General features: G+C 61.1%; 17 protein-coding genes. 16 read left to right on the forward strand and 1 reads right to left on the reverse strand.

Annotation, left to right across the window (positions count from 1 at the left end; genetic code table 11):
- Positions 1-42 precede the first annotated feature (42 nt).
- The 5 genes from HDA34_RS11770 (at position 43) to HDA34_RS11785 (ending at position 3,862) form a co-directional block, all read left to right on the forward strand.
- Positions 43-195, forward strand: coding sequence for a hypothetical protein (locus HDA34_RS11770; protein WP_166795217.1), 153 nt, complete (start codon positions 43-45; stop codon positions 193-195).
- Entirely contained in the window at positions 192-827 is a 636-nt protein-coding gene (locus tag HDA34_RS12190) for a DUF6338 family protein (protein ID WP_220482390.1), read from the forward strand. The genes HDA34_RS11770 and HDA34_RS12190 overlap by 4 nt, the downstream gene beginning before the upstream one ends.
- Positions 828-1,299: 472 nt before the next feature.
- The gene (locus HDA34_RS11775) at positions 1,300-2,613 is read left to right on the forward strand and encodes a replication protein RepA (RefSeq protein WP_166795218.1); all 1,314 of its coding nucleotides are present in this window, start codon (positions 1,300-1,302) and stop codon (positions 2,611-2,613) included.
- Positions 2,606-3,385 (forward strand): hypothetical protein, encoded by a 780-nt coding sequence (locus tag HDA34_RS11780; protein ID WP_134377342.1) that lies wholly within the window; start codon positions 2,606-2,608, stop codon positions 3,383-3,385. The genes HDA34_RS11775 and HDA34_RS11780 overlap by 8 nt, the downstream gene beginning before the upstream one ends.
- A gap of 159 nt (positions 3,386-3,544) precedes the next feature.
- Complete coding sequence (locus tag HDA34_RS11785; protein ID WP_134377343.1) at positions 3,545-3,862, forward strand: hypothetical protein; 318 nt, start codon at positions 3,545-3,547, stop codon at positions 3,860-3,862.
- A 321-nt stretch (positions 3,863-4,183) separates the two neighbouring features.
- Here the strand turns inward: HDA34_RS11785 and HDA34_RS11790 are convergent, their stop codons facing one another.
- Positions 4,184-5,794: a toll/interleukin-1 receptor domain-containing protein gene (locus tag HDA34_RS11790; RefSeq protein WP_134377344.1), complete on the reverse strand. Its 1,611-nt coding sequence runs from the start codon at positions 5,792-5,794 to the stop codon at positions 4,184-4,186.
- A 221-nt stretch (positions 5,795-6,015) separates the two neighbouring features.
- On the opposite strand from HDA34_RS11790, the gene HDA34_RS11795 reads away from it, so the two are divergent.
- The 11 genes from HDA34_RS11795 to HDA34_RS11845 all read left to right on the forward strand — a co-directional run bounded on the left by HDA34_RS11795 (position 6,016) and on the right by HDA34_RS11845 (position 18,937).
- Positions 6,016-6,882 (forward strand): helix-turn-helix domain-containing protein, encoded by an 867-nt coding sequence (locus HDA34_RS11795; RefSeq protein ID WP_134377345.1) that lies wholly within the window; start codon positions 6,016-6,018, stop codon positions 6,880-6,882.
- Positions 6,883-6,893: 11 nt separating this feature from the next.
- Positions 6,894-7,571 carry a DUF3800 domain-containing protein gene (locus HDA34_RS11800; RefSeq protein WP_166795219.1) on the forward strand — a complete coding sequence of 226 codons (678 nt, stop codon included), beginning with the start codon at positions 6,894-6,896 and terminating at the stop codon, positions 7,569-7,571.
- Positions 7,572-7,703: 132 nt separating this feature from the next.
- Positions 7,704-8,855 carry a DUF6414 family protein gene (locus HDA34_RS11805; protein WP_134377347.1) on the forward strand — a complete coding sequence of 384 codons (1,152 nt, stop codon included), beginning with the start codon at positions 7,704-7,706 and terminating at the stop codon, positions 8,853-8,855.
- Positions 8,856-8,988: 133 nt separating this feature from the next.
- On the forward strand, positions 8,989-9,327 hold the full coding sequence (locus tag HDA34_RS11810; protein WP_134377348.1) for a histone-like nucleoid-structuring protein Lsr2: 339 nt from the start codon (positions 8,989-8,991) through the stop codon (positions 9,325-9,327).
- Between the two features lie 2,311 nt (positions 9,328-11,638).
- Positions 11,639-12,691, forward strand: coding sequence for a cytochrome P450 (locus tag HDA34_RS12145; RefSeq protein WP_166795220.1), 1,053 nt, complete (start codon positions 11,639-11,641; stop codon positions 12,689-12,691).
- On the forward strand, positions 12,688-13,839 hold the full coding sequence (locus HDA34_RS11820; protein WP_134377350.1) for a glycine amidinotransferase: 1,152 nt from the start codon (positions 12,688-12,690) through the stop codon (positions 13,837-13,839). The genes HDA34_RS12145 and HDA34_RS11820 overlap by 4 nt, the downstream gene beginning before the upstream one ends.
- A 64-nt stretch (positions 13,840-13,903) precedes the next feature.
- Entirely contained in the window at positions 13,904-15,226 is a 1,323-nt protein-coding gene (locus HDA34_RS11825) for a preATP grasp domain-containing protein (protein WP_134377351.1), read from the forward strand.
- The gene (locus tag HDA34_RS11830) at positions 15,226-15,912 is read left to right on the forward strand and encodes a peptide deformylase (RefSeq protein WP_134377352.1); all 687 of its coding nucleotides are present in this window, start codon (positions 15,226-15,228) and stop codon (positions 15,910-15,912) included. The genes HDA34_RS11825 and HDA34_RS11830 overlap by 1 nt, the downstream gene beginning before the upstream one ends.
- 42 nt (positions 15,913-15,954) lie before the next feature.
- The gene (locus HDA34_RS11835; RefSeq protein ID WP_166795221.1) at positions 15,955-17,178 is read left to right on the forward strand and encodes an MFS transporter; all 1,224 of its coding nucleotides are present in this window, start codon (positions 15,955-15,957) and stop codon (positions 17,176-17,178) included.
- 17 nt (positions 17,179-17,195) lie between these two features.
- Positions 17,196-17,510: a 2Fe-2S iron-sulfur cluster-binding protein gene (locus tag HDA34_RS12195; protein ID WP_375139121.1), complete on the forward strand. Its 315-nt coding sequence runs from the start codon at positions 17,196-17,198 to the stop codon at positions 17,508-17,510.
- A 419-nt stretch (positions 17,511-17,929) separates the two neighbouring features.
- A complete protein-coding gene (locus HDA34_RS11845; RefSeq protein ID WP_134377355.1) occupies positions 17,930-18,937 on the forward strand; it encodes an IS481 family transposase in 1,008 nt (335 codons plus the stop codon).
- Positions 18,938-20,986 lie beyond the last annotated feature (2,049 nt).

Here is a 20,986-nt window from a genome sequence, read left to right on the forward strand (position 1 = left end):
AGCTCTAAGTGAGCGATAGTAGAGAGAAGGCAGAGGCTAGACATGAATGCTGATCCCCGGGACAAAACGCCCCAGCAGGATGATCGTCAAGTAAAAGAAAGTGCTCTTTTAGGATCTTCATATTCATATCAGGTTGAGAAAATCGAGATCGGCGTGATGACGTCTGAACAGCTTGCCGAGACGGAAGACGATTGATCCCGAATAGCATCGCTGCTGTTGTATCGTTTCTTCTGCTGATCGCTCCCGGCTTTGTCTGGGAATGGCAACGGGCTCGCTACATTCCAGGCACTAAAGATTCATCCCTAACTGAGGTGTCTCGCGTAGTAATAGTTTCTTTAGTGGCAACAGTCATCTCAGCCGCGCTCTTATTGTGGTGGGTCTGGATTCCGCTTTACTCCGCTGCGCAGCGGGGGGGCCAGGAAGCCTTCTCGTCTCCAGCCGCTTCGGTTCCATATGTCGGCGCTACCTTGCTGACTTCAGCAATGGCGTGCGGTCTTGTACTAATAGTGTCCGTGTTCGTGTGGCCGGGTAAAGCTCCCATAGATCGGGTGCGAGTTTGGCATCGAGCCTTTGTTGGCTGGCGTGATGAGCGGTCAGCGATGCCTTATCTGATTGTTGAAATGGATGACGGAACCATATGGCGCGGTGCTCTTATGGCGTTTGACTCCGACCCGGAAGATAGTCAGAGAAGTATCGCTCTGGGACACCCATTGCAACGAAAACGGGTGGGTGAAGAGGAGTTTAGCTATAGATCAAAGCGGTGGAGTGTACTAGTGCTTCCTGAAGGGCAGATCAAGTCCATTCAGGTTGCATATCCGCCTAAATAAACGGGCCAGGTAAAGGATTGGTCTCGAAATCGCGCGCTGATCAACCACTGCAGGTGACTCTCCGGCGGCTGTAGAGCCCGGTTGCGCCGCCCGGCCCGGGCCGCCCTCGGCCCGGTCGCGCCGTCCGGTCGCGCCGCCGGGTCCGGGCGCGCGTGTGCTCGGCCTCCCGGGGGGGTGCTCGGAGTGCGCCGCCCCTCGGCTGGGGCCGGCGTGGGTTGGGGGAGGGCGGGGCGGTCGTGTGGGCGTGTGCGGGCCGTTCGTGGGGCCGGTGGGCGGGAGTGCCGGATCGGGGGTGCCCGCGCCTGAGGGGGCGTGTGGGCCGTCCTGGCGGGGGTGCCCTTGTTCGGCCTGAACCGCCCCGGGGGAGTGTTAGCGCCAGCCCCGCCCCCACCGTCCCGGGCCCTGCCGTCTGCCAGCGCGCCGAGTCGCGTTCGGGATGATGCCGCGCGAGCTGATGGAGTTCGCTCTCCCCATGGACCGACCGAAGCCGGGTGAACATGTGTGGACCCGCCGCAATGGCCGGGTCACCTACACCGTGACCGCCGGAGCCGTCCCCGACGCTGACGGCGTGCTCTACGCGGAACTGCCCTCGGGCCGCTGCGCCCGTGCGGCGCTGCTCTACCTGTTCTCCGAGTCCTGGGTCACCGAGCGGGCCACCGTCGATCTGGGCATGTGCACGCACCAGTACCTCGCCGCCCTCGGGGTGTCCAAGGGGGGTGTGACGTACCGGGAGGCCGTGCGTCAGCTGGACCTTGTGGCGGCCGCGCAGTTCACGATCCAGGTGGACGCCGAGACCACCGAGGACGACGAGCGCGGCCCCGGCCGATCTCGGGAGATCACCGGAGCGCGCCTGAGTGAGCGCGTGCACCTGTGGGAGCCTGCCGTCCGGGCAGACCCCGAGGCCGAGATGACCCCGGCCACCATCACGCTCTCGCGTCAGCTGATCGAGATGGCCCGGCGTCACTCCGTGCCCGTTCCCTGGGAGGCCTGGGGCCACCTGATGCGCACCACCCGTTCACCGCTGGCCCTGGACGTGTACGTGTGGCTCTGCGCCCGCCTGTACAAGGTGCCCTGCACGACGCGGATCACCTGGGAGCAGCTACACGCCCAGTTCGGCAGTCGGTCCGACCTGCGCAACTTCAAGCGAGCATTCCGGCAAGCCGTGGCCTCCGTGAGGGAGGTCTGGCCCGAGGTCTGCAGCTGCAAGGGCACCTGCGACCCGAAGCGCAACGCCTGCCGCGTGCGCGAGTCCAAGGGGCGGGATCAGACGCATATCGCCTTCGACCCGAAGGAGGTGCCCCCCACCGCTCAGGATGTGCGCCAGCAGGGGAAGGCGTTCCTCTGGACGACCAAGGCCCGCTTCGACGCGCAGGCGGCCCGCTACTACCACCCGGAGCTCGCGGTGCAGGTTTGGGGTCGGGCGCGGGCGCGGATGCTCTCCGGGCCCATGGCGAACGGCATGGAAGGCGGGGCGCTGCACGTCCCGGCCTCCACGCTGTTGGGGGTGCGCGGGGATGCGATCTACACCACCGAAGTCCCGTCGTGGGCGTTGCCGGTGGCGCGTGGCGGCGGCGATGACGGACGGGTGGGCCGGATGCGCTTGCAGGGGTACATCCCCGGGCCGTTAAAGATCCCCACGGATGAGACCGAGCGCAACCGGCTGCGCGCCAAGGCCGCCCGTCTGGGCGTGGATGCGGCGTTCTCGGAGTTCGAGATGCAGGCGGCCCCCGCCGACGGGACCGACTATCTGCCCGGTGAGGACGATCAGGGGGCCGACGTTGAGTGATCCCTCCCAGCTGTCTCCGGCTGAGCTGGTGGCCCGGGTGCGCGAGTCGTACTCGCTGACGTGGGCTGAGCTGGGGGCGGCGATGAACCGCTCTCCGCGCATGATGCGCAAGATTGCCCGCGGGGAGACCTCGGGGGAGGCCTACCGGGAGGCGTTGACGGAGCTGCACGAGACCGGGGCGGTCGCGCATGCGCCCAAGCGCCGCCGCAACGCGGCGGGCAAGCTCGTGAAGGTGCGGGCCAAGGCCGGGGCCAAGACGGCGACGGTGACCCCGAGGGACGCCCGGCGCGGCCCGTCACTGTCTAAGCACACGCGCACGGTGACGCACCTGCCCGACGGGAACCGGATCGTGCGCATCGGGCTGCCCAAGACCGTGGGATCGTCCGCGCGCGGGGAAGGACTGCATGCGGCCCGGATGGCGGTCGTCAACGTGGCCCGGGGGTCGCGTCACCAGGACAAGCGCGTGCATCTGCGCGCCACGGTCGATGTGGGCGGAGGACACACGCGCACGTTCGATGTCGGCTCCAAGGGCGGTTACCTGGCCGCTGACGTGGTGGCCGACGTCCGCGACCGTAACGGCGGGGACATGGGGGCGTGGATCGCCTCTCAGATGGGGGACCGGTACGCCCAGGACGCGGTGAAGCAGGGCCAGCTGGTCGGGCTGTCGTTGACCACGTTCAACGCGGTCCGCTCGAAGGAAGAGCGCAAGGCCCTGGACGAGGCCGGGGTGCGCCGCTGGAACCGACGAGGGGGACGCACGAGGTGGGGATGAGCATGCACGAGCACGAGCACGAGCACAGCCGCGCGGGCGGGCAGGGTCAGCCGGCCCCGCCGCCGCGGCGGTGGGATCACCCGCTGGACCCGCACGCCCATACCGGCCCGTACTGGCCCCCAAAAGGCGCTGCTGGACATCCTGGCCCGGGCCGCCGGGGTGCAGTCCCACGCGGCCGCCGACGCGGTCACGCGCGCCCGGCTGGCCGCGGCCGCGGACGAGCTGCACGGCGCGGGCCTTGACCCGCGGGTGTTGGGCCTGGTCGCTGAGCCACGGGTAGACGAGCTGTTGGGGGTGGGGGAGTCTTCGGGCCGGTCTCTGCGGGGCCGGGATGCGGCGTTCCCGGCCCCGGTGACGCGCGGGCGGCTCTGGTGCGAGACGGACGTCGTCGACTACCTGGCTTTCAAGCACGAGACGTCCCCTCGGCCGGGGGCGCTGCGCAGCGTGCAGGCCGCGCGGTCGGATTGGGCCGGTTGAGTGCCCCGGTGGGCGCTCAGCTCCCGGTTGTGGGCGTGTCCTGTGGTGCGTGCGTTTGGTGACGCCCTTCAGCTGTTCCCGGGGGTCTCACCTGTATTCATAGCCCCATATGTCTAGATGGGGGTATGTGCGTATGCGCAAATGATCCGCCTCTTGGCCTGCCCCGCAGTCCGGTTCCCTCTGCCCCCTGGCCGCCCCGCCCCACCCGGCCCGGCGGCGCCTCAGCGCCCGCCGGAGGCGGCTGCGGAGACGTGGAGACGGCGTGGCGATGGAGGCGCGGCTAAATTCTGATGCCGACCCCTACTCAGTTTCTCTGAAAGGTCAGCGCCTTGAATGGGCCTCTGCGACCTGGGTGAAGTGTTCCACGCCGGCTTGGACCGCCTGGCGTGCTCGCGCGAGGTCGCCAGCGAAGAGGCCTTGCCGGACGAGATTCCACCCAGAGCCTTCGAGAGTAGCTTCTTGGGCTAGTTGCTGTGCCGCGTTGGTGCCGCGGACGCGGTATTCGGCGTAAACGGCCGCCCGGCCCGTCCAGTTCGGGCGACCATAACGCTGGTGGCCGTCACGAAAAGCAGGGTCGGCGTCCAGGCTCAGGGCTTGTAGCAGCACTTCTGCGTGCTCGAAGTGGTTGCTGAATGCATCCTCGTCCGGGAGGGTGTCCGTGAAGAGGGGTCGCAAGGTCGCGTAGAGCCATTCGGCAGCTGCGTTCTTGAGCCTGCTGTACCGGCGGGTCTCGATGTCAGTGAGGGTCTGCGTTGGCTCAGCGTCTCCGCGAGCCTGACGGGCAACCATCTGGCTGATCTGTTCGGAGCAGGCAGCGGAGAACGGCCACCACGGATCTGTGGCGGTTAGCAGTGCCACGCGCTCTCCCGCCCTGGGGTCCTGGATCTTTGGGCTGATCACCAATGCCTGAAGGTTGGCGTACTTCTCATGGGCCACCGCGGTGATCGCAGCCGTCATGATCGAGAGCACTGCGGGGATATGACGTAGGGCGGTCAGTGTCGTGAGCCCATCCACGCGGCTGACTGCAGCCTGAGTGAGAGTCCGCATCCCGGAGATCCAAGGCTCGAGCTGCGTGGAGTCTCCGAACCGGGTGGCCACGATCAAGGAAGAACAGAACGGCTGCACCAATTCGCTCAAGTGGCGGGCCTGTTCCGTAGCCCGCACCAATGGGTCTACTTCCTCAGGAACAGAGTGGTAGCGCTCTGGGTCGTTGAGCTCCTCGAAGATCCGACTGGTCTCGGCATGGATCAGGTCACTCAAGGCGATCTTGCGCTGCGGGTCCAGCAGCATGGCTTTGGTCTCTTCACTGAGCCGGGTGGTCCGCTCCGCCTCAGAGAGGTTCTCCAGAGCGGCCTGGAGGTTGGCCGACGTGGGAGAACTGGAGCCCATCAGCTGATGAAGCCTGGAGGTCAATCCTACGTAGTGCTGGTTCTTGTCTGTCCCGAACAGGTCGGTCCAGTGCAGGTCGCGGATCGTGTGATTGGCTCCGATCTCCCATTCGGGGACGGGAGTGCTGTCCAGGCGGAGGGGGAAGAGCCAGGCATGTCCCGGGGTGTGCTTGCGGAACTCCTCGACGGCCAAGGTCAGTTCCTCGTTCATCGTGTTCTTCGGCCGGGCTGCGTACTGGGCGGAGAAGCAGGCAAGAAAAGCTACGGCGTCATCGCTGCGGATCGCCTCACGGATCTTGGCCTTCCATTCGTCTCCGGGCGCCAAGCGGGTCAGGTCGCGCCAGTAGGGAATGCCGGCCGCGCTGAGCATTCGGCACAACTCATCGACGGCCTCGGCGTCTTCGCGGACGTAGGAGATGAATACGTGCTGGCTAGTGGCATCCGTCATACGCGCGAGCATAGGGGGCAGGGCGGACGCCTTGAGCTGACCAGGCATGGAGCTGCCGAGCGCCTTAGCCGCTCCGTGATCGATGTGCTCGGACATGGTAGGTCCATCGAAGTGAGATCGTGATCTTCCTCTGGCCCGTGAGCCTGACGGCACTCTCTGCGGTGCAAGCGGCCCTACGTATCCCGTATCGCATCCGGTGTCGCATCGTGTGTCGCATCGGCGTATCGAAGGGATCATCGCATTATCTAGTGTGGGACGTCAATCGGATTGATCGTTCTCTCCCCAGTGGCCTGTGTCTTATGTGGGATGATCGAGCCATGAATGAGGAACTGACCCCGACTGAGGTGTCTCCGGCGGAGACGCGTGCTGAGATGCTCCGCTTCTCGGCGCGTGGTTATGCGCAGCTGCGTCATGTGCTGGTGCAGCTGCCCGGTGCCGAAGGTGCGGACGAGTCGAGGGAGTCGACGTTGGCACGGGTGGTGCGTGCTCGTAAGCACCGGGCTCTGGTGCTCTACCTGCTGGTGCTCACGTGTTGGCCCTGGCTTGAGAAGAGCCGGGAGCCGTTGTCCGCCGTGGTGTGGGTGCGGGCTCTGACTGCACGTGGAGGGCTGACGTGGTCGCCCTCCACGTTGTCTCGGGCGTGGAAGGACCTGGAAGAACTCGGTCTGATCGAGCGGACGCGTGAGGACCGGCTCGTGCGGGTGAGTCCGCGCCGAGAGGACGGCAGTGCCGCGTATGAGGCCCCGGCTGGTCGGGAAGACCGATGGAACGCCTACTTTGTCCTGCCTGATGTGTTCTGGGAGGAGGAGTGGTTCGCTCGTCTGAGCTTGCCGGCCTTGGTCATGCTGCTGGTAGTGGCCAAGGAGACCAACGGTAAGAAGAGCGAGGTGTGGCTGACGTACGCGAATGCCGAGCCCTGGTACGGGATCAAGGAACAGACTGCGCGGAAGGGCCTGAAGGAGCTCGAAGAACATGGCCTGCTGCACCGGCGAATGGAGAAGATCAAGGCTCCCTTGTCGCCGACGGGCAGCACCGTGCGGATCTGGTACTCCCTGACTGGGGACTTCGGACGCGAAGCCAGACGGGCGATGCAGAAGCGAGCGACAACCGCACGGAAGAATCGGCTCTCCAGCTCGAGCACGACAGAACCAACGACCTTTAACACGGATAAGGCGACCTCATGACGATCTCCCGCATGCTCTACATCGACGATTCCGGGGCGGAGAGGGATGGGCTGATCGTGTACGGGTGGATCGAGTGCCGGCCCGAGCGATGGCGGCACGCGCTGCGCACCATCCTGCAGATGCGCAAAAGCCTGTACCGGGATTACCTGGTCCCGCCGGCGCGAGAGCTACATGCCACGGAGTTCATCAACGGCCGTGGGCGGATCTCGACTCGTGACGATGTGGAAGACAAGACGGAGTGGAAGACCCTGGGGCGGGACGTGGCCCGGGCGTGCCTGGAGATGCTTGCTGGGTGCGAGGACATCCGTGTCGGTGCCGTCTACCGACAGACCACCGCCAAGGGCAGTGACTTCCACAAGGAGAAAGGGCGGGTGTACCAGGAGCTGTTGGAGATGCTGGATGTGCAGCACCGTGCCGAGGACAGCTATGTGCTGGTCGGCATGGACGGGAACGGCGACGATCCGATCTACCGGGAGGCGCACCGGGCCCTGGCTCTGGATACCCGGCATGTGATTGAGGACCCGATGTTCCATGATTCCAAGCAGTCTCAGCTAATGCAGATGGCTGACCTGGTTGCCTACACGGTGTTCTGTCACCTGAACCGGCACAAGGGCAACGAGTTCGCCTGGGGCTGGTATGAGCAGTATCTCGAACCCCGGGAGTGCGAGCAGGGTCTGCAGCAGATGTGATCCAGAGACAGCTAGACCCGCCAATCCACGAGTGTGGGGCGGGTCCGCACTCTACAGTGTACTACAGCTATCACCAGGCATTCGGCGGCCTCGGTGGAGGGGGATGGTGGGGGCCTGGCCTACGCTCCCTTTATGAGTGAGCAGCAGAGCAGGGAGTCCAAGGGCAACTCGGGTCAGGCTGACGTTGACCTGCCGGTCTTGGAGCAACCGAGTAAGCCCACTGTCTCGATCTATCAGAACCCTGATCACATCGAAGGGATCCTGCAACAGCTGTTCGAGCAGCCCGTGTTCACGGAGCGCTCGATCGAGGACCGCACCGAGCATCTGGACTCCCGCGCCCAGAACACGGGCGGCAAAGGGACGGCGAAGGTCTCGGTCACTCTGCCCCACCTCGTCAGGGCGGAGCTGGGAGGGGAAGGGAATCGAGGCAAGAGCAGCGAGGGACGTATGACCTCGGTGAGTGGGGGGAGTCACCGGGGCAAGTTCACGCAGCCGTACTTTCTCCATATGGTGCGGACCGCTTTGAAGGGGCGTCAGCTGATTCGTCGGCCGCGGGGTAGGAGCTCTGCTGCCAGACTGCGTCCCGGGGACTTCGTGGAGTTCACTGCGACGTTCACTCCGAACCAGGCCAGTGCCTTGCTGGACGTCCTCACCCCGGAGCTGGTCGAGGCCATCACCCGCAAGATGATCCACGACAAGGGCATGCAGGACTTCATCCCAGGTGCCCCGGAGGTAGTTCAGAAGTTCGCACTTGAACTGCAAGCCCGCCAGGATGCAGGAGGCGTGATTGCCAGGTCGGCGACGGAGGCGATCAGAGCGGACTTCCGTGCCACCAAGACCCGGGAGTTCTACGGCCAAGTCGGCAGTGAGAAGGATGCGCTGACGTTCATCACCATGTGCGAGCCGGCCCACTTCGTCTTGGATGATGAGGACCGGATTCTCGACGGAACTTACACTGTCTTGGCCAAAGTCGCTGGCCCCTTGGTCGACGACGAGCCCCTGTTGAGCAGGAACAAGCTGCTCGAGCGGATCCATCCGACCGCATTGGACTACGGCGCGCAGCAGCTGAACGACTTGGTCCACGGGCAGATGACCAAGCTCAGTGCCCTGCTGGATAAGACTGATCCAGATGATGACGGGTGGAATCCTTGGGAGGACGAAGAGGGCGCTGCCGACAGGGCAAGAGAACCGGGAGGTGAAGACCCCGCGGTCTTCGACTTCCACTTCGACTCGCGCATCCGCGGGGCGTCTATCCGAGTTATTCCTATCGCCATCTTCGTATGATCAAGGAACTCGTGAATCGCCACCATAACTCAGACACACACAGGGTCGGCGTGGGCATTATGAAACTTGACTCTAAGGACCGCTAGTCAATAGTATTCGGGTTCGATACTGGTAGCGACTTGAGGAAAAGGTAATGGCGACGATTTCTACGATTGCGGATGACTTTGATGGATCCACTCCGGCTGAGACGGTGAGGTTCTTCGTCTCTGGCAAGGAGTATGCGATCGATCTGAATGAAGAGCACAGGGGAGAGCTGCAGAAGGTTCTTGCCGAGTTCGAGGACAAGATGGATTCCTATGTGACCAAGGCGCGTGCCGTGGGAAAGGCTAGGACCGGCAAGACGTCCAAGGCGGCTGCTTCCTATGATGCCAAGGCGGTGCGGGCCTGGGCCGCGGATAACGAATACGAGGTCGCCGATCGAGGGCGTATCCCGCTCGAGATCCTAACCGCCTATGAGAACCGTCAGAGCTGATCCCGGAGATGGAAGAACCCCTGCCTTATAAGGCAGGGGTTCTTCCTGCTGGTTGAGCACCGTTTCCTATGCCTGCGGGGGTTCAAGGTGCAGCCCGCGTGCAACCAGAGTACGCAGTGCCTCGGTTACGGCCATGCCCCTTATAGCTATAGACCCATTGAACTTATGTTTGCACTACCAGTGCTGATCTGCGGGGTTTGAGGTGGGTTATCCAGCGATGATTTGGGCACCGCGGGCGTGGCTCCATTCGATCCATCCGGGGGCTACGAGTGCGCCGAAAGAGAGGCTAGTGGCAACTTGGACGTAGAAAAGGCGCCCCTAGATCATCAGGATACAGATGGATTCGAGTCGGATAGTTAACGCCCATCCCGTCTAAGTACTAACGGCCAGAATTATATTCGGCGAATTGGGCATGCCCTTCGAATAATACTCGGACAACAAAAAGGGATGGTTTACAACCAGACCTGAAGTCAATGCCAGCGGAGACACCACCTGAAACATTCAACGTTAAGGACGCGAAAAGACCCATCTATCCCCAGGGCCGAAGATGTGTAAATGATCACACGTAAAGCCCCGAAGCCACGGTACATTATCAACAGTGCGTAAGTAGAAACCCCGATGGAGGGATGATTCATCACCGAAGGATGGAGATAGAACGTGCAGAGAGTCGTCAGGTGCCCGCCCATGCTTCAAAACAGAATTAGAAGAATTAGCCTGATGGTTAATTTGAATGCGCAACAACGGCGCTGTCAGCGGTGGACAGGAGCGGAGTCCGCGAGACTTGGCTGCTGCCTCAACCTCTTTTATCGTACCACCGTCTAAAAGACCTATTTCCTCCACTGAAGCTTCGACTACGGAAACAACTGGCGATCCCTCCAAGTGCAGGTTCGCAAATGAATCGTCAAGAAAAGATTCGGCATAATGATTTAACCGCACCCCCGCCTGCCTGAGATGGCGACGTAGTTCACTTATGGACCTAACGACGGAGAGGTCTAAGTTCAAACCTTCAGGGGGTAGCACAAGTGTCATTACTTAATCGTACCCTAATCGTAGGTCGGAAGACCAGAAGGACGCTTACCGTGATGGAGGAGGCTCTACTTCCCATCTACACGCCTCGATGGATTGAAGCTAACAGAGCGCGCGCTCTACGGGAGTCCAAGGCTGACGGACGCTCGGCTAAGCCAGCCTACCACACGCACCGGAAAAATAAAGGCCTGCAACAGCGGTGGGGCTTACCTTTCGCGACAGTCGATTCTGCGCATAGGCATCCGTATCAAGATACACGGGACTCTACGGGCCGACCTCTGGCGTCCGCACGCAATCACGGCAGATACACGGAACGTACCGCGGCCCCGACAATAGCCGTGCTGGGATCAACACGCTTCTTCTTCGCACCGTAGGTCGGTGGTTGCGTCGGGCTGGGCTCCGCCGGTTCAGGGACCTGGCACCCACGGTGAGGCTCTGCGTCTGCAGCGGCACCGATCAGCGCCGGGAGGGGGCGCCGAAGTGTGAAGAAAGGCAGGGCAATATCTGACGATGGTGGTTGACGCGCTCACTGAAGCAACAGCCAGGCCGGGTCAGCATCGAGGCGCGGGATCGCGGCTCGATTGGGGCACATGTATCTACGCTCCGTGATGCGTGGGTTCACCGTCTGGCCTACACCGACATAGACACCGATAAGTAGCCCGGGAGGCAATCGGTTTCTTCTGCAGAAACGGGCCGTCTTCTCCGCTGCAGAAACGGGCCGTCTTCTCCGCTCACGGCATGTCTGCTCACGGACGACGACGACCAACGCGTAAAGGACTTCACGGTTGTGTTGCTCGGAGGTCAGTACCAGCTGAGCCAGCCCTACACCCTGCGCTACCACAGGAGGGCCGAGCGATACAGCCGGCCCATAGTGGACGACGCCCTCCTGCACGCGTTCACACGCCTCAGGGCAAGGCGGCCGCGTCATGCCCTCATGCAACTGACATGTGATATAGTTCACTCAGTGAGGGCGGGGTTGCCCTCCGTCGGACCGCGATGCGATCCGTCTCACATCAAGGGGGAAGGAGGGGAAAGTCATGACTTACGACCACATTCTCTGATACCCAGCCCAGGGCCTAGGCAGTTAGAGCTGCCTAGGCCCTGGAGCGCAGGGAGGGTGGATTTTTCCTAATTAGCGTCCATAGTAAACCGCGTACCGCATAGGGGGGGCATGTATATTTTTAATCCATTAATCCCTGAGTTCCAGAATGACCCGAATGCCACCTATGAGCATCTTAGGGAAGAGCACCCATGTTTGTGGAGCCCACAAACGAATAGTTGGGTAGTGAGCCGCTACGACGACTGTAAAGAAGTTCTGCGAAACTCTGATGTCTTCGCAAGAGACCCTGAGCGAGCAGGGTTCGAAAAACCAGAGAGTACCCATAGTATACAAAAAGAAGATCCACCAGTGCAGCAGTACTTGCGGCGCCGCATGCTGAAGACACTGCATTCGCAAGACCTGAGGGGGATCGCTGAGGACGGGGTAAGTACGCTCGTCAAGCAGGTAGAGAGCATTCCCATTGGTCAGGAGATAGACCTGCTTTCCCATGCGCTTGCCCCGGCCTGCATGAGAATGATTTCCATGACGCTTGGCGTAAAGCCCGTCGACTCCAGGGAATACCACTCCATTTCCCGGGCTTTAACTAGGGGCATGGACTCCGGATTCGACCCGAGCCGTCTACCTGCCGCTCAAAGTGCGGGCGAGAAGTTGCGCTCAATTGCAGATGGGTGGTTTGAGGAAGATCTGAAGGCAGGTTTCATTCAGTCATTGCAAGGAGACCCAGAAGTTCAGAATGAACTTGCATCGCGAGGAAAAGCATACCTGAGAAACACTGTGGCGGGCATTTTCAACGCAGGTTACTCAACATCGTTCGCGATGGCGGCTTCTATTTTACATACATTGAATAGCGCCCCGGAAGTAATTGACCTGGCAAGAAGTGCGGATGATGCGAACCGAGCGGCGGATGAACTCGTGCGCTATCTCAGCCCTGCCCAGGCAACATCGAGGTACTGCGTCAAGGATTGGTATTTCGGCGACCAGTTCGTTGCTGCTGGCTCTTCGGTGATTACTTTGATGGGATCGGCTAATCGAGACCCGCGAAAATTTGAGAACGCCGATATTTATTGCCCGGACCGCCCCGACAACCAGCATCTTGGGTTCGCATGGGGACCGCACGTCTGCCTGGGCGCAAGGCTAGCATCTGAATGGACTCAAGCACTACTTAGACGACTGCCCGAGTGGAGTAGCTCCTATGAGGTGAACCGTTTCGATAGAGCAGACTCGGCTACGCTTAGGACGTATGATTCAATCATGGTAAGAAGAGGAGAAGTAAAATGACGGCCGTCAATTCGCATGATGAATGGTCCCCTTTGAGGGAGATTATCGTTGGGTCCGCGAACAATTATGTATCGCACGATCGAGAGCTATCGTTCGATATCTTCTTTCACGAAAATTTGTACCATTCGGACTGGGCGTATCCTCGACTACGACAGCGGCGGGATAACTCTGTTCTGACAGAGGAGCGCTCGCATCGCATCAAGGAGCGCTATGTCGAAGAGCTCATTGAGGACGTTGAAGGCTTGGCCGAAACTCTTCAGGGACTGGACGTTAAAGTTCATCGACCGGTCCAGCTGCCCAGTGATGCAGATCCTATTGCGGGATTTGGGTGGCAGGCACCCCCGGTCCCCCCTTTGAATCTTCGAGATAATACTCTGATTGTTGGTAGCGAGATCATTGAAACACCACCAGCTATTCGATCTCGGTATCTTGAGACACGTTTCTTGAGCAAAGTCTTTATGGAATACTTCGAGGCGGGATCGCAGTGGACGACTATGCCTCGTCCAGTGCTTACTGACGCGTCTTTTGATCAAAGTTACGCGAACGACCTTGAAACGTCCCTTGGGGGTCCGACGGAAGTTATCTCAGATCCTCAGGTGTCCCCTTATGATGTTGGACTTGAGATGATCCTTGATGGGGCTCAGTGCCTGCGCCTTGGTCAAGACATTGTCGTCAATGTAGCTAATGAGAATCATGCAAAGGGATATGAGTGGCTACGGCGCCATCTTTCGAGTGAGTATCGAGTCCACCGCGTTGACCGAATGAGTGATAACCATATTGATAGTATGATTCTCGCCCTTCGACCTGGACTCTTCCTCGCCCGTCATCCTGACATTAAGAAGCTGATGCCGAAGGAATTCCAGGGTTGGAAGTACCTCGTGCCGCCTGAGCCGAAGGACGATAATTTCCCCAGTTACGAAGACAGTGACCTGGTTCTCACGAGTCCGTATATCGACTTGAACGTGCTTTCAGTTTCACCGGATACGGTTCTTGTGAATAGGGACTGCCTGGGACTCATCCGAATGCTAGAAGGTGAAGGGTTCACGGTGGTCCCCGTCCAGCATCGCCACCGACGTCTCTTTGGCGGTGGTTTCCATTGCTTTACATTGGATACGGTGCGAGATTCTTCGCTCACGGATTACAGGTGAACCTGTCAGGTGAAATGGAGTCGTATTGGGAAAGCTTCTTATACTAAATGATTCCGATCCATGGATGATGCGTAAGAAGGATATTAGATCCTATTCTGCCCATGGTCTCTGGTTTGTTGAAGCAGGCGATACTGTCCTATCCATTAGCGACATCGACCAGACGTTTGTGAGGCACGTTTTTGACTCGAAGGGTATTGAACGCCGAGAAATAGCCTTCGAACGTATGCCTGCCGGTGTTGGAGAGGGCCGGACGTTTGATGGAAATGCGCTCGTCGCTGACAGTCAACTTGTCGCATCGCTTCGACAGAAGGTGCACGGAGGCCTGATTACGACGGCCGAAGCATTGTGGATGACACCTGAGACTGCGGAATTAATCGGAATGCTTGGTTTGGAGGGATCTTCCACCCTTGCAGCTGGCGGTGGTATGCGTAGTGCTGGTTACGAGGTGTTCAATTCTAAGTACGCTTTTAGAGTGTTCGCAGCCGGAATAGATGTGCCTATACCGGAAGGCGTGGCGGTGTTCACGCGGGAAGCGGCAGAACGAGCCACATTGGGCCTCCTATCTAAGCCGGAAGTGCACGGTGTCATGTGTAAACGTGCGCATGGGGGCGGTGGCGGAGCGAACCACCTTATTTATACGGACAGCTGGGCGCGCCAATCAGACCCAAGGAGTTCGGGCGCTTCAAAGCAGACGCACGTTAAGAAGAGTATGCACGTAAGCGTCGCGGATCAGGTTTCGAAGTTCTGGGAAGCGCAGTGGGAATGGATGAGTAATGGGCAGACATTTCCTGTTGTAGTGGAACACGCGCTTAATGCGGAAAGAACTCTGTATGTGGAGACTTGTGTCACCGACGACGCTGTGTTCTCTCCGGTGGTCGGAGAACTAGTGTACAAAGCGGGAGCTTTGGTCGGTGAGTTGTGTCCGGCGCCGAGTGTGTCGGACCTCATCGGTCAGCGTTTGAAGAAGCAGGCCCATCGCGTCTTTGACCTTTACCATAAAATGGGCTACCGTGGCGTGTTTAGTGTTGATTTCGTCGTGCTGTCTGATGCTGGGAAAGTATACATTACCGAGGTTAACGCTAGATATACCGGTAGTACTCATCTGTACCGCGTTATGCCTCATCTGGTAGAGAAGTTCGCAGGAGATTCTGTGGTGTATCAGTTTGAGGTCAACGGAAAGGCCGGAAATAACACCTTAGAGGTGTTTCTTGAGCGTGTTTCAGACAATAATCTGTGTCTAGGAACGCAGGCCGATCGCGCTGCCGTTGCCGTGACACCGCCGCTGGGATCGTCTTTAGATGGGCCAGTAATGGCCGCTGCCATCGCACCAAGTGAGGCGGAGGTTTACGAGATCGCGGCTATTCTGCAGAACGAGGTGGATGAGTGATGGGTGAAAAGACGGGACGGACTACTGTTCTGTGTGTCGGCAATCCAATGTTGGCGCGTCCAACAAGGAAGGTTGCTATCGGTAATGGAGACGAATTTCGTAGTGCCGTTCGTGATGTGGAAGTCTTGACGGAAGTGCTGAGGGGGTCCAGGGGGGTGGGATTAGCCGCTAATCAAGTGGGGATCAGTAAATCTATCGCCGTACTTGAGGATTTGACGGTGAGAGATGACGAGCGGCTACTTGATAAGGGCCTTGAAACGCTCCCTCTCGTGCAGATGATTAATCCAGTAATCACCAATCGATCGGCAGAAGTAATTGTCCACATGGAGGGGTGTTTGTCGATTCCTGGACTGTATTGTTTTGTTGAGAGGCATGACTCGGTTACTGTGGAATGGACTAACGCTGGTGGCGAGAAGATGCGCAAGGAATTTCGAGGATGGCCGGCGCGTATTGTTCAGCACGAGGTGGATCATCTGGATGGTATCGTTATCAGTCAGAAGGCGGTAAAGGGCATTCTTATCGGAGAGTATGAGTATCGGGAGTTTTGGCGAGAAATGTCACCCATGGAGATTATTAAGCAACTGGGTGCTGACAGGGAAGAGGGTCTGCGCAGCGCGACCCCCCGTGTAGTTGAGCGTACTCATACAGAAATGTGTCAGGTTGCTGACTGGTTTACTGTAGAGTAATAGATTGAGGGCCAGATAAGGGGTACCGTGAAACGACCGAGAGTGCGGCTGGTTGACGTCAGTCCGCTAAGGGAGTCGGCTCCTTTTGCTAGGCTCTGGGCGGCCGGTGCAGTGGTTCAGGTTGCTGCTCAGAGCGCTCAGGCTGCTTTGGCTTGGTGGATTTTTCAGGAGAGCGGGACGTCACTTGCGGTTGGACTGCTCGGGGTGGCTGTCGGAGTCCCCGTTGTAGCTCTTTCTCTTGTAGGCGGCGCTTTAGCCGATAGTCGTTCACCAAAGAATGTTGCACTGGCAGGAGTTCTCGCACAGCTCGCATGCGCTATCGTTTTTTTTGTGTCGACTGTTTCGGGCATATTATCTGTATGGTTGACGTTTTGTCTCGTTGCCGTCTCGAGTGCTGGCGGGGCAATAGCAGCTCCTACAAGGCGGCCGTATTTGAGGCGTCTCCTTCGTAAGGAGGCAATCCCGGCTGCTGCTTCGTTGTATATGATATCGATGCATGTGGGCCAAATTGTGGGGCCAATTGTTGGAGGCTTGATGGTAGCTTCCAGTCTAGGGCTGGGTGCGGTATTTGGGGCTCAGATCGGCGCAATGGGTATATATCTCTATGCCGTCTTATCCTTACCCCCGCTTGGCCCGGCTGGGGCTAGTGGTCGCATAACTGCGGGTATATGGGACGGGTTGAAGTATGTGAGGGACCGACCCGTCATTCGTGCATGTATTGGAATCGACTTGTATTTGACGTTCTTTGTCGTCCCAACTGTATTGTTTCCGGAACTTGTCGAGCGACATTGGGGGATGGGCCCGGAGGCCTATGGATATCTCCTTGCTGCCGTAAGTATCGGCGGTGTTGCCGTTACCCTGTTTGCCGGTACGTTTACTTCCATGTGCCGGCTTGGTCGTGGGCTTCTTATTGCCTCTGGGGTTTGGGTTCTCGCGGTGGTTCTTTTGGCCGCTTCACCGTCATTTGAAGTTGCCTTGCTACTGGCAGCTGTCATTGGGGGAGCGGATGTGGTCACCTTAACTTTGCAGCAGGCGATTGTGCAGCTTGCCGTCGGGGATGAAATGCAGGGCCGGGTAGGCGCGTTGCAAATGTTGGTCGGCATGGGGGGGCCCCAGCTCGGAGGGGCGCGAGCTGGTGCGTTTGGTTCGCTCCTTGGCCCCGTGGGAGCGTTGGTTGCGGGTGTTCCGTTCGCGATAGCGTTGATTGCACTGGACAAGAGAGGGCTGAGGGCTGTGGCTGGGTTTGAAAGGGGGCATGGCGGGTGACTTCGAATAGTTCCTATGTGGTCTTTAGACAAAGGGGCCTTCCACCCCTCCGAGTTGCTTTCGAGGAAGGCGTTTCCTTGTTGGAGTTGGCCAAGAGGGCTGGTGTGACAGGGGTTCTTGGGAGATGTGGCGGTTATGCATCATGTGGAACGTGTCATGTTTACTGGGCGGATGGGCCGGCCGAGATTTGGGGCGAGGGGCGTTCAGGTGTCGAGGATGATGTTCTTGAGTCGGCTGCATCGGTGAAGTCTGACAAGAGCCGACTTGCTTGTCAGGTCATGCTGACCCCCGGCTTGGGAACGGTGATTGTTGATATTGCCCCGAGGCAGTAATCGGGGCAGATAGCGAATTGGTGGAGCATTCCGATTGCATTCCTATAGTTATCGGGGCATTCGTAGTGAGATGCCTGACTTCACCCCAGCGCAGACAGGCACAGCGTCTCTCTCTCTCTCTCTCTCCCCCCCCCACGCCCAGACCGAGCGCTATATCGAGGTGATCGCCGAGGTGACCCCCCCCCACGGTGCGCACCTGTGTGCCCCAGGAGCTCAAGTATCAGCTGGTCGCGTCGGCCAAGCAGCAGGAGCGCACGGAATCCGCGGTGATGCGTGAGGCCCTGGAGGAGTACGTGCTGGCCTAGGTGTTGTGGGTCATGAGGTTCTTGACATCCGTACCGGGCTGAGATGAGACGAGTGGGCCCCGCCCCGCAGGATGGAAGTTCCTCAACAACCCACCTGCCAGAAGAGACCCACTCATGACTCACGCTAACGCACCCCTGACCCCCACTGGCCGTCTCAGGATGGTCCACCGCCACCTGCACGACGGGATCCCGCAGGCACACGTGGCCGCCGAGTTCCGGGTGAGCCGGCCCACGGTGGCCACCTGGGTCGCCCGCTACCGCGCCCAGGGAGAAGCCGGCATTCAGAACCTGCCCAGCCGGCCACACCGTTCACCTGCCCAGCTCGATCCGGTCTTGGTCGCCCAGATCCACGCCCTGCGGCGGGAGCGCAAGTGGTCCGCACGGCGCATCCATCACCACCTCGTCTCCGAGGGCCACCGGGTGTGTCTTCGTACCGTGGGACGGTGGCTGCACCGACTCGGGATCTCCCGCCTACGGGACCTGACCCCGGCCGGAGAAGACCTGCGCCAACGACCCCAGAAGATCACCGCGAGAGGGCCGGGGCACATGGTGCACCTGGATGTGAAGAAGATCGGGAAGATCCCAGACGGCGGCGGCTGGCGCACCCACGGACGTGAAAGTGAAGCAGGCCGTGCTTCCAAGCGTGGTGCAGGCCGGCGGGTCGGCTACACCTATCTGCATTCGGCGATCGACGGGTTCACCCGGCTGGCCTACACCGAAGCGTTGGAGGACGAGCGGGCGGCCACGACCGTGAGCTTCTACTGCCGGGCGAGGGCGTTCTTCGCCGCCCACGGCATCACCGTGGACCGGGTGGTCACGGACAACGGGAACAACTACCGGGCTGCGGACTTCACCGCGAAGGTGGTCTCGCTCGGAGGCCGGCATCACCGGATCCGGCCCTACACCCCGCGCCATAACGGGAAGGTGGAGAGGTACAACCGGCTGATGGTCGATGAGGTCCTCTACGCCCGCCCCTACACCTCAGAGCAGGCTCGGCGTGAGGCCCTGGCGGTGTGGGTGAACCACTACAACTACCATCGGCCTCATACCTCCTGCGGGGACGCCCCGCCGACCTCATTGGCACCGGCCCGAGTCAACAACGTCATGCCCTCCTACACCTAGGTCGGCTGATCGGCCCGGCTCCCGTCGTGGCCATATGTCTGGCGGGTGGGCAGGCACTTGCATCTGGTGATGCCTCTAGGGGGGTGGGTGTCACAGGATGGACACGCCAGGGTGTCTTGTGGTGGTTCCTGGTGTGGCCCGACGGGGAGTTGCTTGTGAGCAAGATTCCAAGGTTTCCAGCCCTACATAGGCTGCATTGCCAGCGCCCGCCCCGGCCCGCTGCGCGCTTGCAGAGCCCCGTTCGCACCATGAACCGATTCCGAAATGCCCGGCGGCGGCGCCGATGCACGCGCACCCAGAGAGGCGTACAGCTCCCCGCCACCGATTCCACCGCCCCGCCCGATGGTGTCTCAGCGGCCGCGGAGGCCTCGTCGGCCGGCATCGCGTCGGGCAGAGGCCATCCCGTGCCGACTGGTCCCAGGACGGTGACGTGTCTGGCGCCGCGACATGACCGTGCGGATGGCGATTGTCCGACGTCTTTGCGGCCGGGCCGATGGCGGTCCACGACGCCGTCGTGGAAGCTGATGGACCCGCCTCCAGGCGCGGTCGACGTAGGTGACCGGCTGGCCGATGGCGCCGGTGGCGTGAGGTGCAGATGGGTCTCGTGTCCTTGGGGTCTCTCCTTGGTGGGGTGCTGGGGGCCTCCTCCCCTGCGACGGGTCTAACCATACACATCTCGGGGTGAGGGGTGCAACCCGGCGTCGCGCGCGGGGCGGGGCGCGCCCTGTGGCCAGCTCCGCGCGAGCCTCGGGCTCAGGCCCCGGCGCTCGACACTGCGTCCACGCGTGCTGGCCCGGGCCGTCGGCCACCTCCGGGCTGCCATGAGCGGACCGCGTCGAACAGGCGAGCGGCCCCAGCGCCCTCAGCCCGCTCGCGCGTGACGCACCTCCGTCTTCCACACGCGGCATGAGCAGCCCTGGGCCAGTCGTCGACATTCCGCCATGCCACGCTTGGACTCGCGACCTGATCGAGTGGGCGAGGACAGGCCATGGCCTCGTCTTGCCGCGTAGCGTGCAGCACCGTTGGCCAGCCGTGCAGGAAATGGCGTTCACGCGCACGGCTCGCGGCCCTCTCCAGCCGGGGCGGAGCTCGCCGGCATCCTGTAGGCAAGCGGAACAGGCGGTGATCTTCGATACTCGCCATCGCGGCCACGTTGGGCACCTGGACCGTCTGGCAGTCGGTGCGGAGGTGACGGTGTCCGCATCGGCGCTCAGGCTCACCACGGCGCGCTTGCGACGCTTGTGCGGCATCAGGGTCGTCACGCCGTCTCGGTGCAGACGCACGGCCGTGGGGCCTCGCCATGCGCACGGAGTGTCCCGGCGTACTCGGCCAGCGTGCGCACGCGCTGGTAGCGTGTCCGTCGAGTAGGCGATCCAGGCCTGATCGGCTGAACTCGACGGGACATGGAGCAAGAAGTCCGCCGGCGATGCGGACATCGCCGTGCCTCGCTCTGGCGGGCCGCATGGCGGCCACTTCGAGGGCGCGAGCGATCGCGGGACGATGAAGTGGACATGTGTGTAGGTGCCTCCTTGGTGGGGTGCGGCCCCTGAGTGGGGCCCGCGGGCGTCCTCGGCGGGGCGCTCCCCGCCGAGTGTCTAACCATACACCTTCGGGGCGGGGGTGTCTACTGCGCGTGTGTGTGTGGTTACTGGTGTGGTATGCATGGTGCAGGCAGTGTTCCCGCATCCGTTCCCGTGATCGCCCGCTGCGCTCGCCGCGCGCGTGCTCCTGTTCCGGCTGGTGTGTGCCGGCCCCGGGGCCGGCCTGTGGTGGCCGTGTGGGGGAGGGGCGCGTGGCTGAGTGGGCGTGTGCGGGCCCGTTCGGCGGGCTGGTGGTGGTGGTGTGCCGGTTCGGTGGTGCTCGGGCGTGAGGGGGCGTGTGGGCCGTCTGGCGGGGGTGTCCTTGTTCGGCCGAGCCGGCCGGGGGAGTGTTAGAGCCAGCGCCGTCCCAGCCCCTCCCGTCTGCCAGCTTGCTCGGCGGGCGCGTCAGCGCCCCCGTGCCCAGCTGTACGCCGGCAGCAACCCAACCGAGGCACCCAACCGCTCTCGG

Origin of the sequence: Micrococcus luteus (assembly GCF_014138885.1) — a bacterium.
In the GTDB taxonomy this organism is placed as follows: domain Bacteria; phylum Actinomycetota; class Actinomycetes; order Actinomycetales; family Micrococcaceae; genus Micrococcus; species Micrococcus luteus.

Coding starts and splice junctions, on each gene's coding strand:
- HDA34_RS11770 (WP_166795217.1), top strand. CDS start 43: ATGAATGCTGATCCCCGGGACAAAACGCCCCAGCAGGATGATCGTCAA.
- HDA34_RS11775 (WP_166795218.1), top strand. CDS start 1,300: ATGGACCGACCGAAGCCGGGTGAACATGTGTGGACCCGCCGCAATGGC.
- HDA34_RS11790 (WP_134377344.1), bottom strand. CDS start 5,794: ATGTCCGAGCACATCGATCACGGAGCGGCTAAGGCGCTCGGCAGCTCC.
- HDA34_RS11795 (WP_134377345.1), top strand. CDS start 6,016: ATGAATGAGGAACTGACCCCGACTGAGGTGTCTCCGGCGGAGACGCGT.
- HDA34_RS11800 (WP_166795219.1), top strand. CDS start 6,894: ATGCTCTACATCGACGATTCCGGGGCGGAGAGGGATGGGCTGATCGTG.
- HDA34_RS11805 (WP_134377347.1), top strand. CDS start 7,704: ATGAGTGAGCAGCAGAGCAGGGAGTCCAAGGGCAACTCGGGTCAGGCT.
- HDA34_RS11810 (WP_134377348.1), top strand. CDS start 8,989: ATGGCGACGATTTCTACGATTGCGGATGACTTTGATGGATCCACTCCG.
- HDA34_RS11820 (WP_134377350.1), top strand. CDS start 12,688: ATGACGGCCGTCAATTCGCATGATGAATGGTCCCCTTTGAGGGAGATT.
- HDA34_RS11825 (WP_134377351.1), top strand. CDS start 13,904: ATGATGCGTAAGAAGGATATTAGATCCTATTCTGCCCATGGTCTCTGG.
- HDA34_RS11830 (WP_134377352.1), top strand. CDS start 15,226: ATGGGTGAAAAGACGGGACGGACTACTGTTCTGTGTGTCGGCAATCCA.
- HDA34_RS11845 (WP_134377355.1), top strand. CDS start 17,930: ATGACTCACGCTAACGCACCCCTGACCCCCACTGGCCGTCTCAGGATG.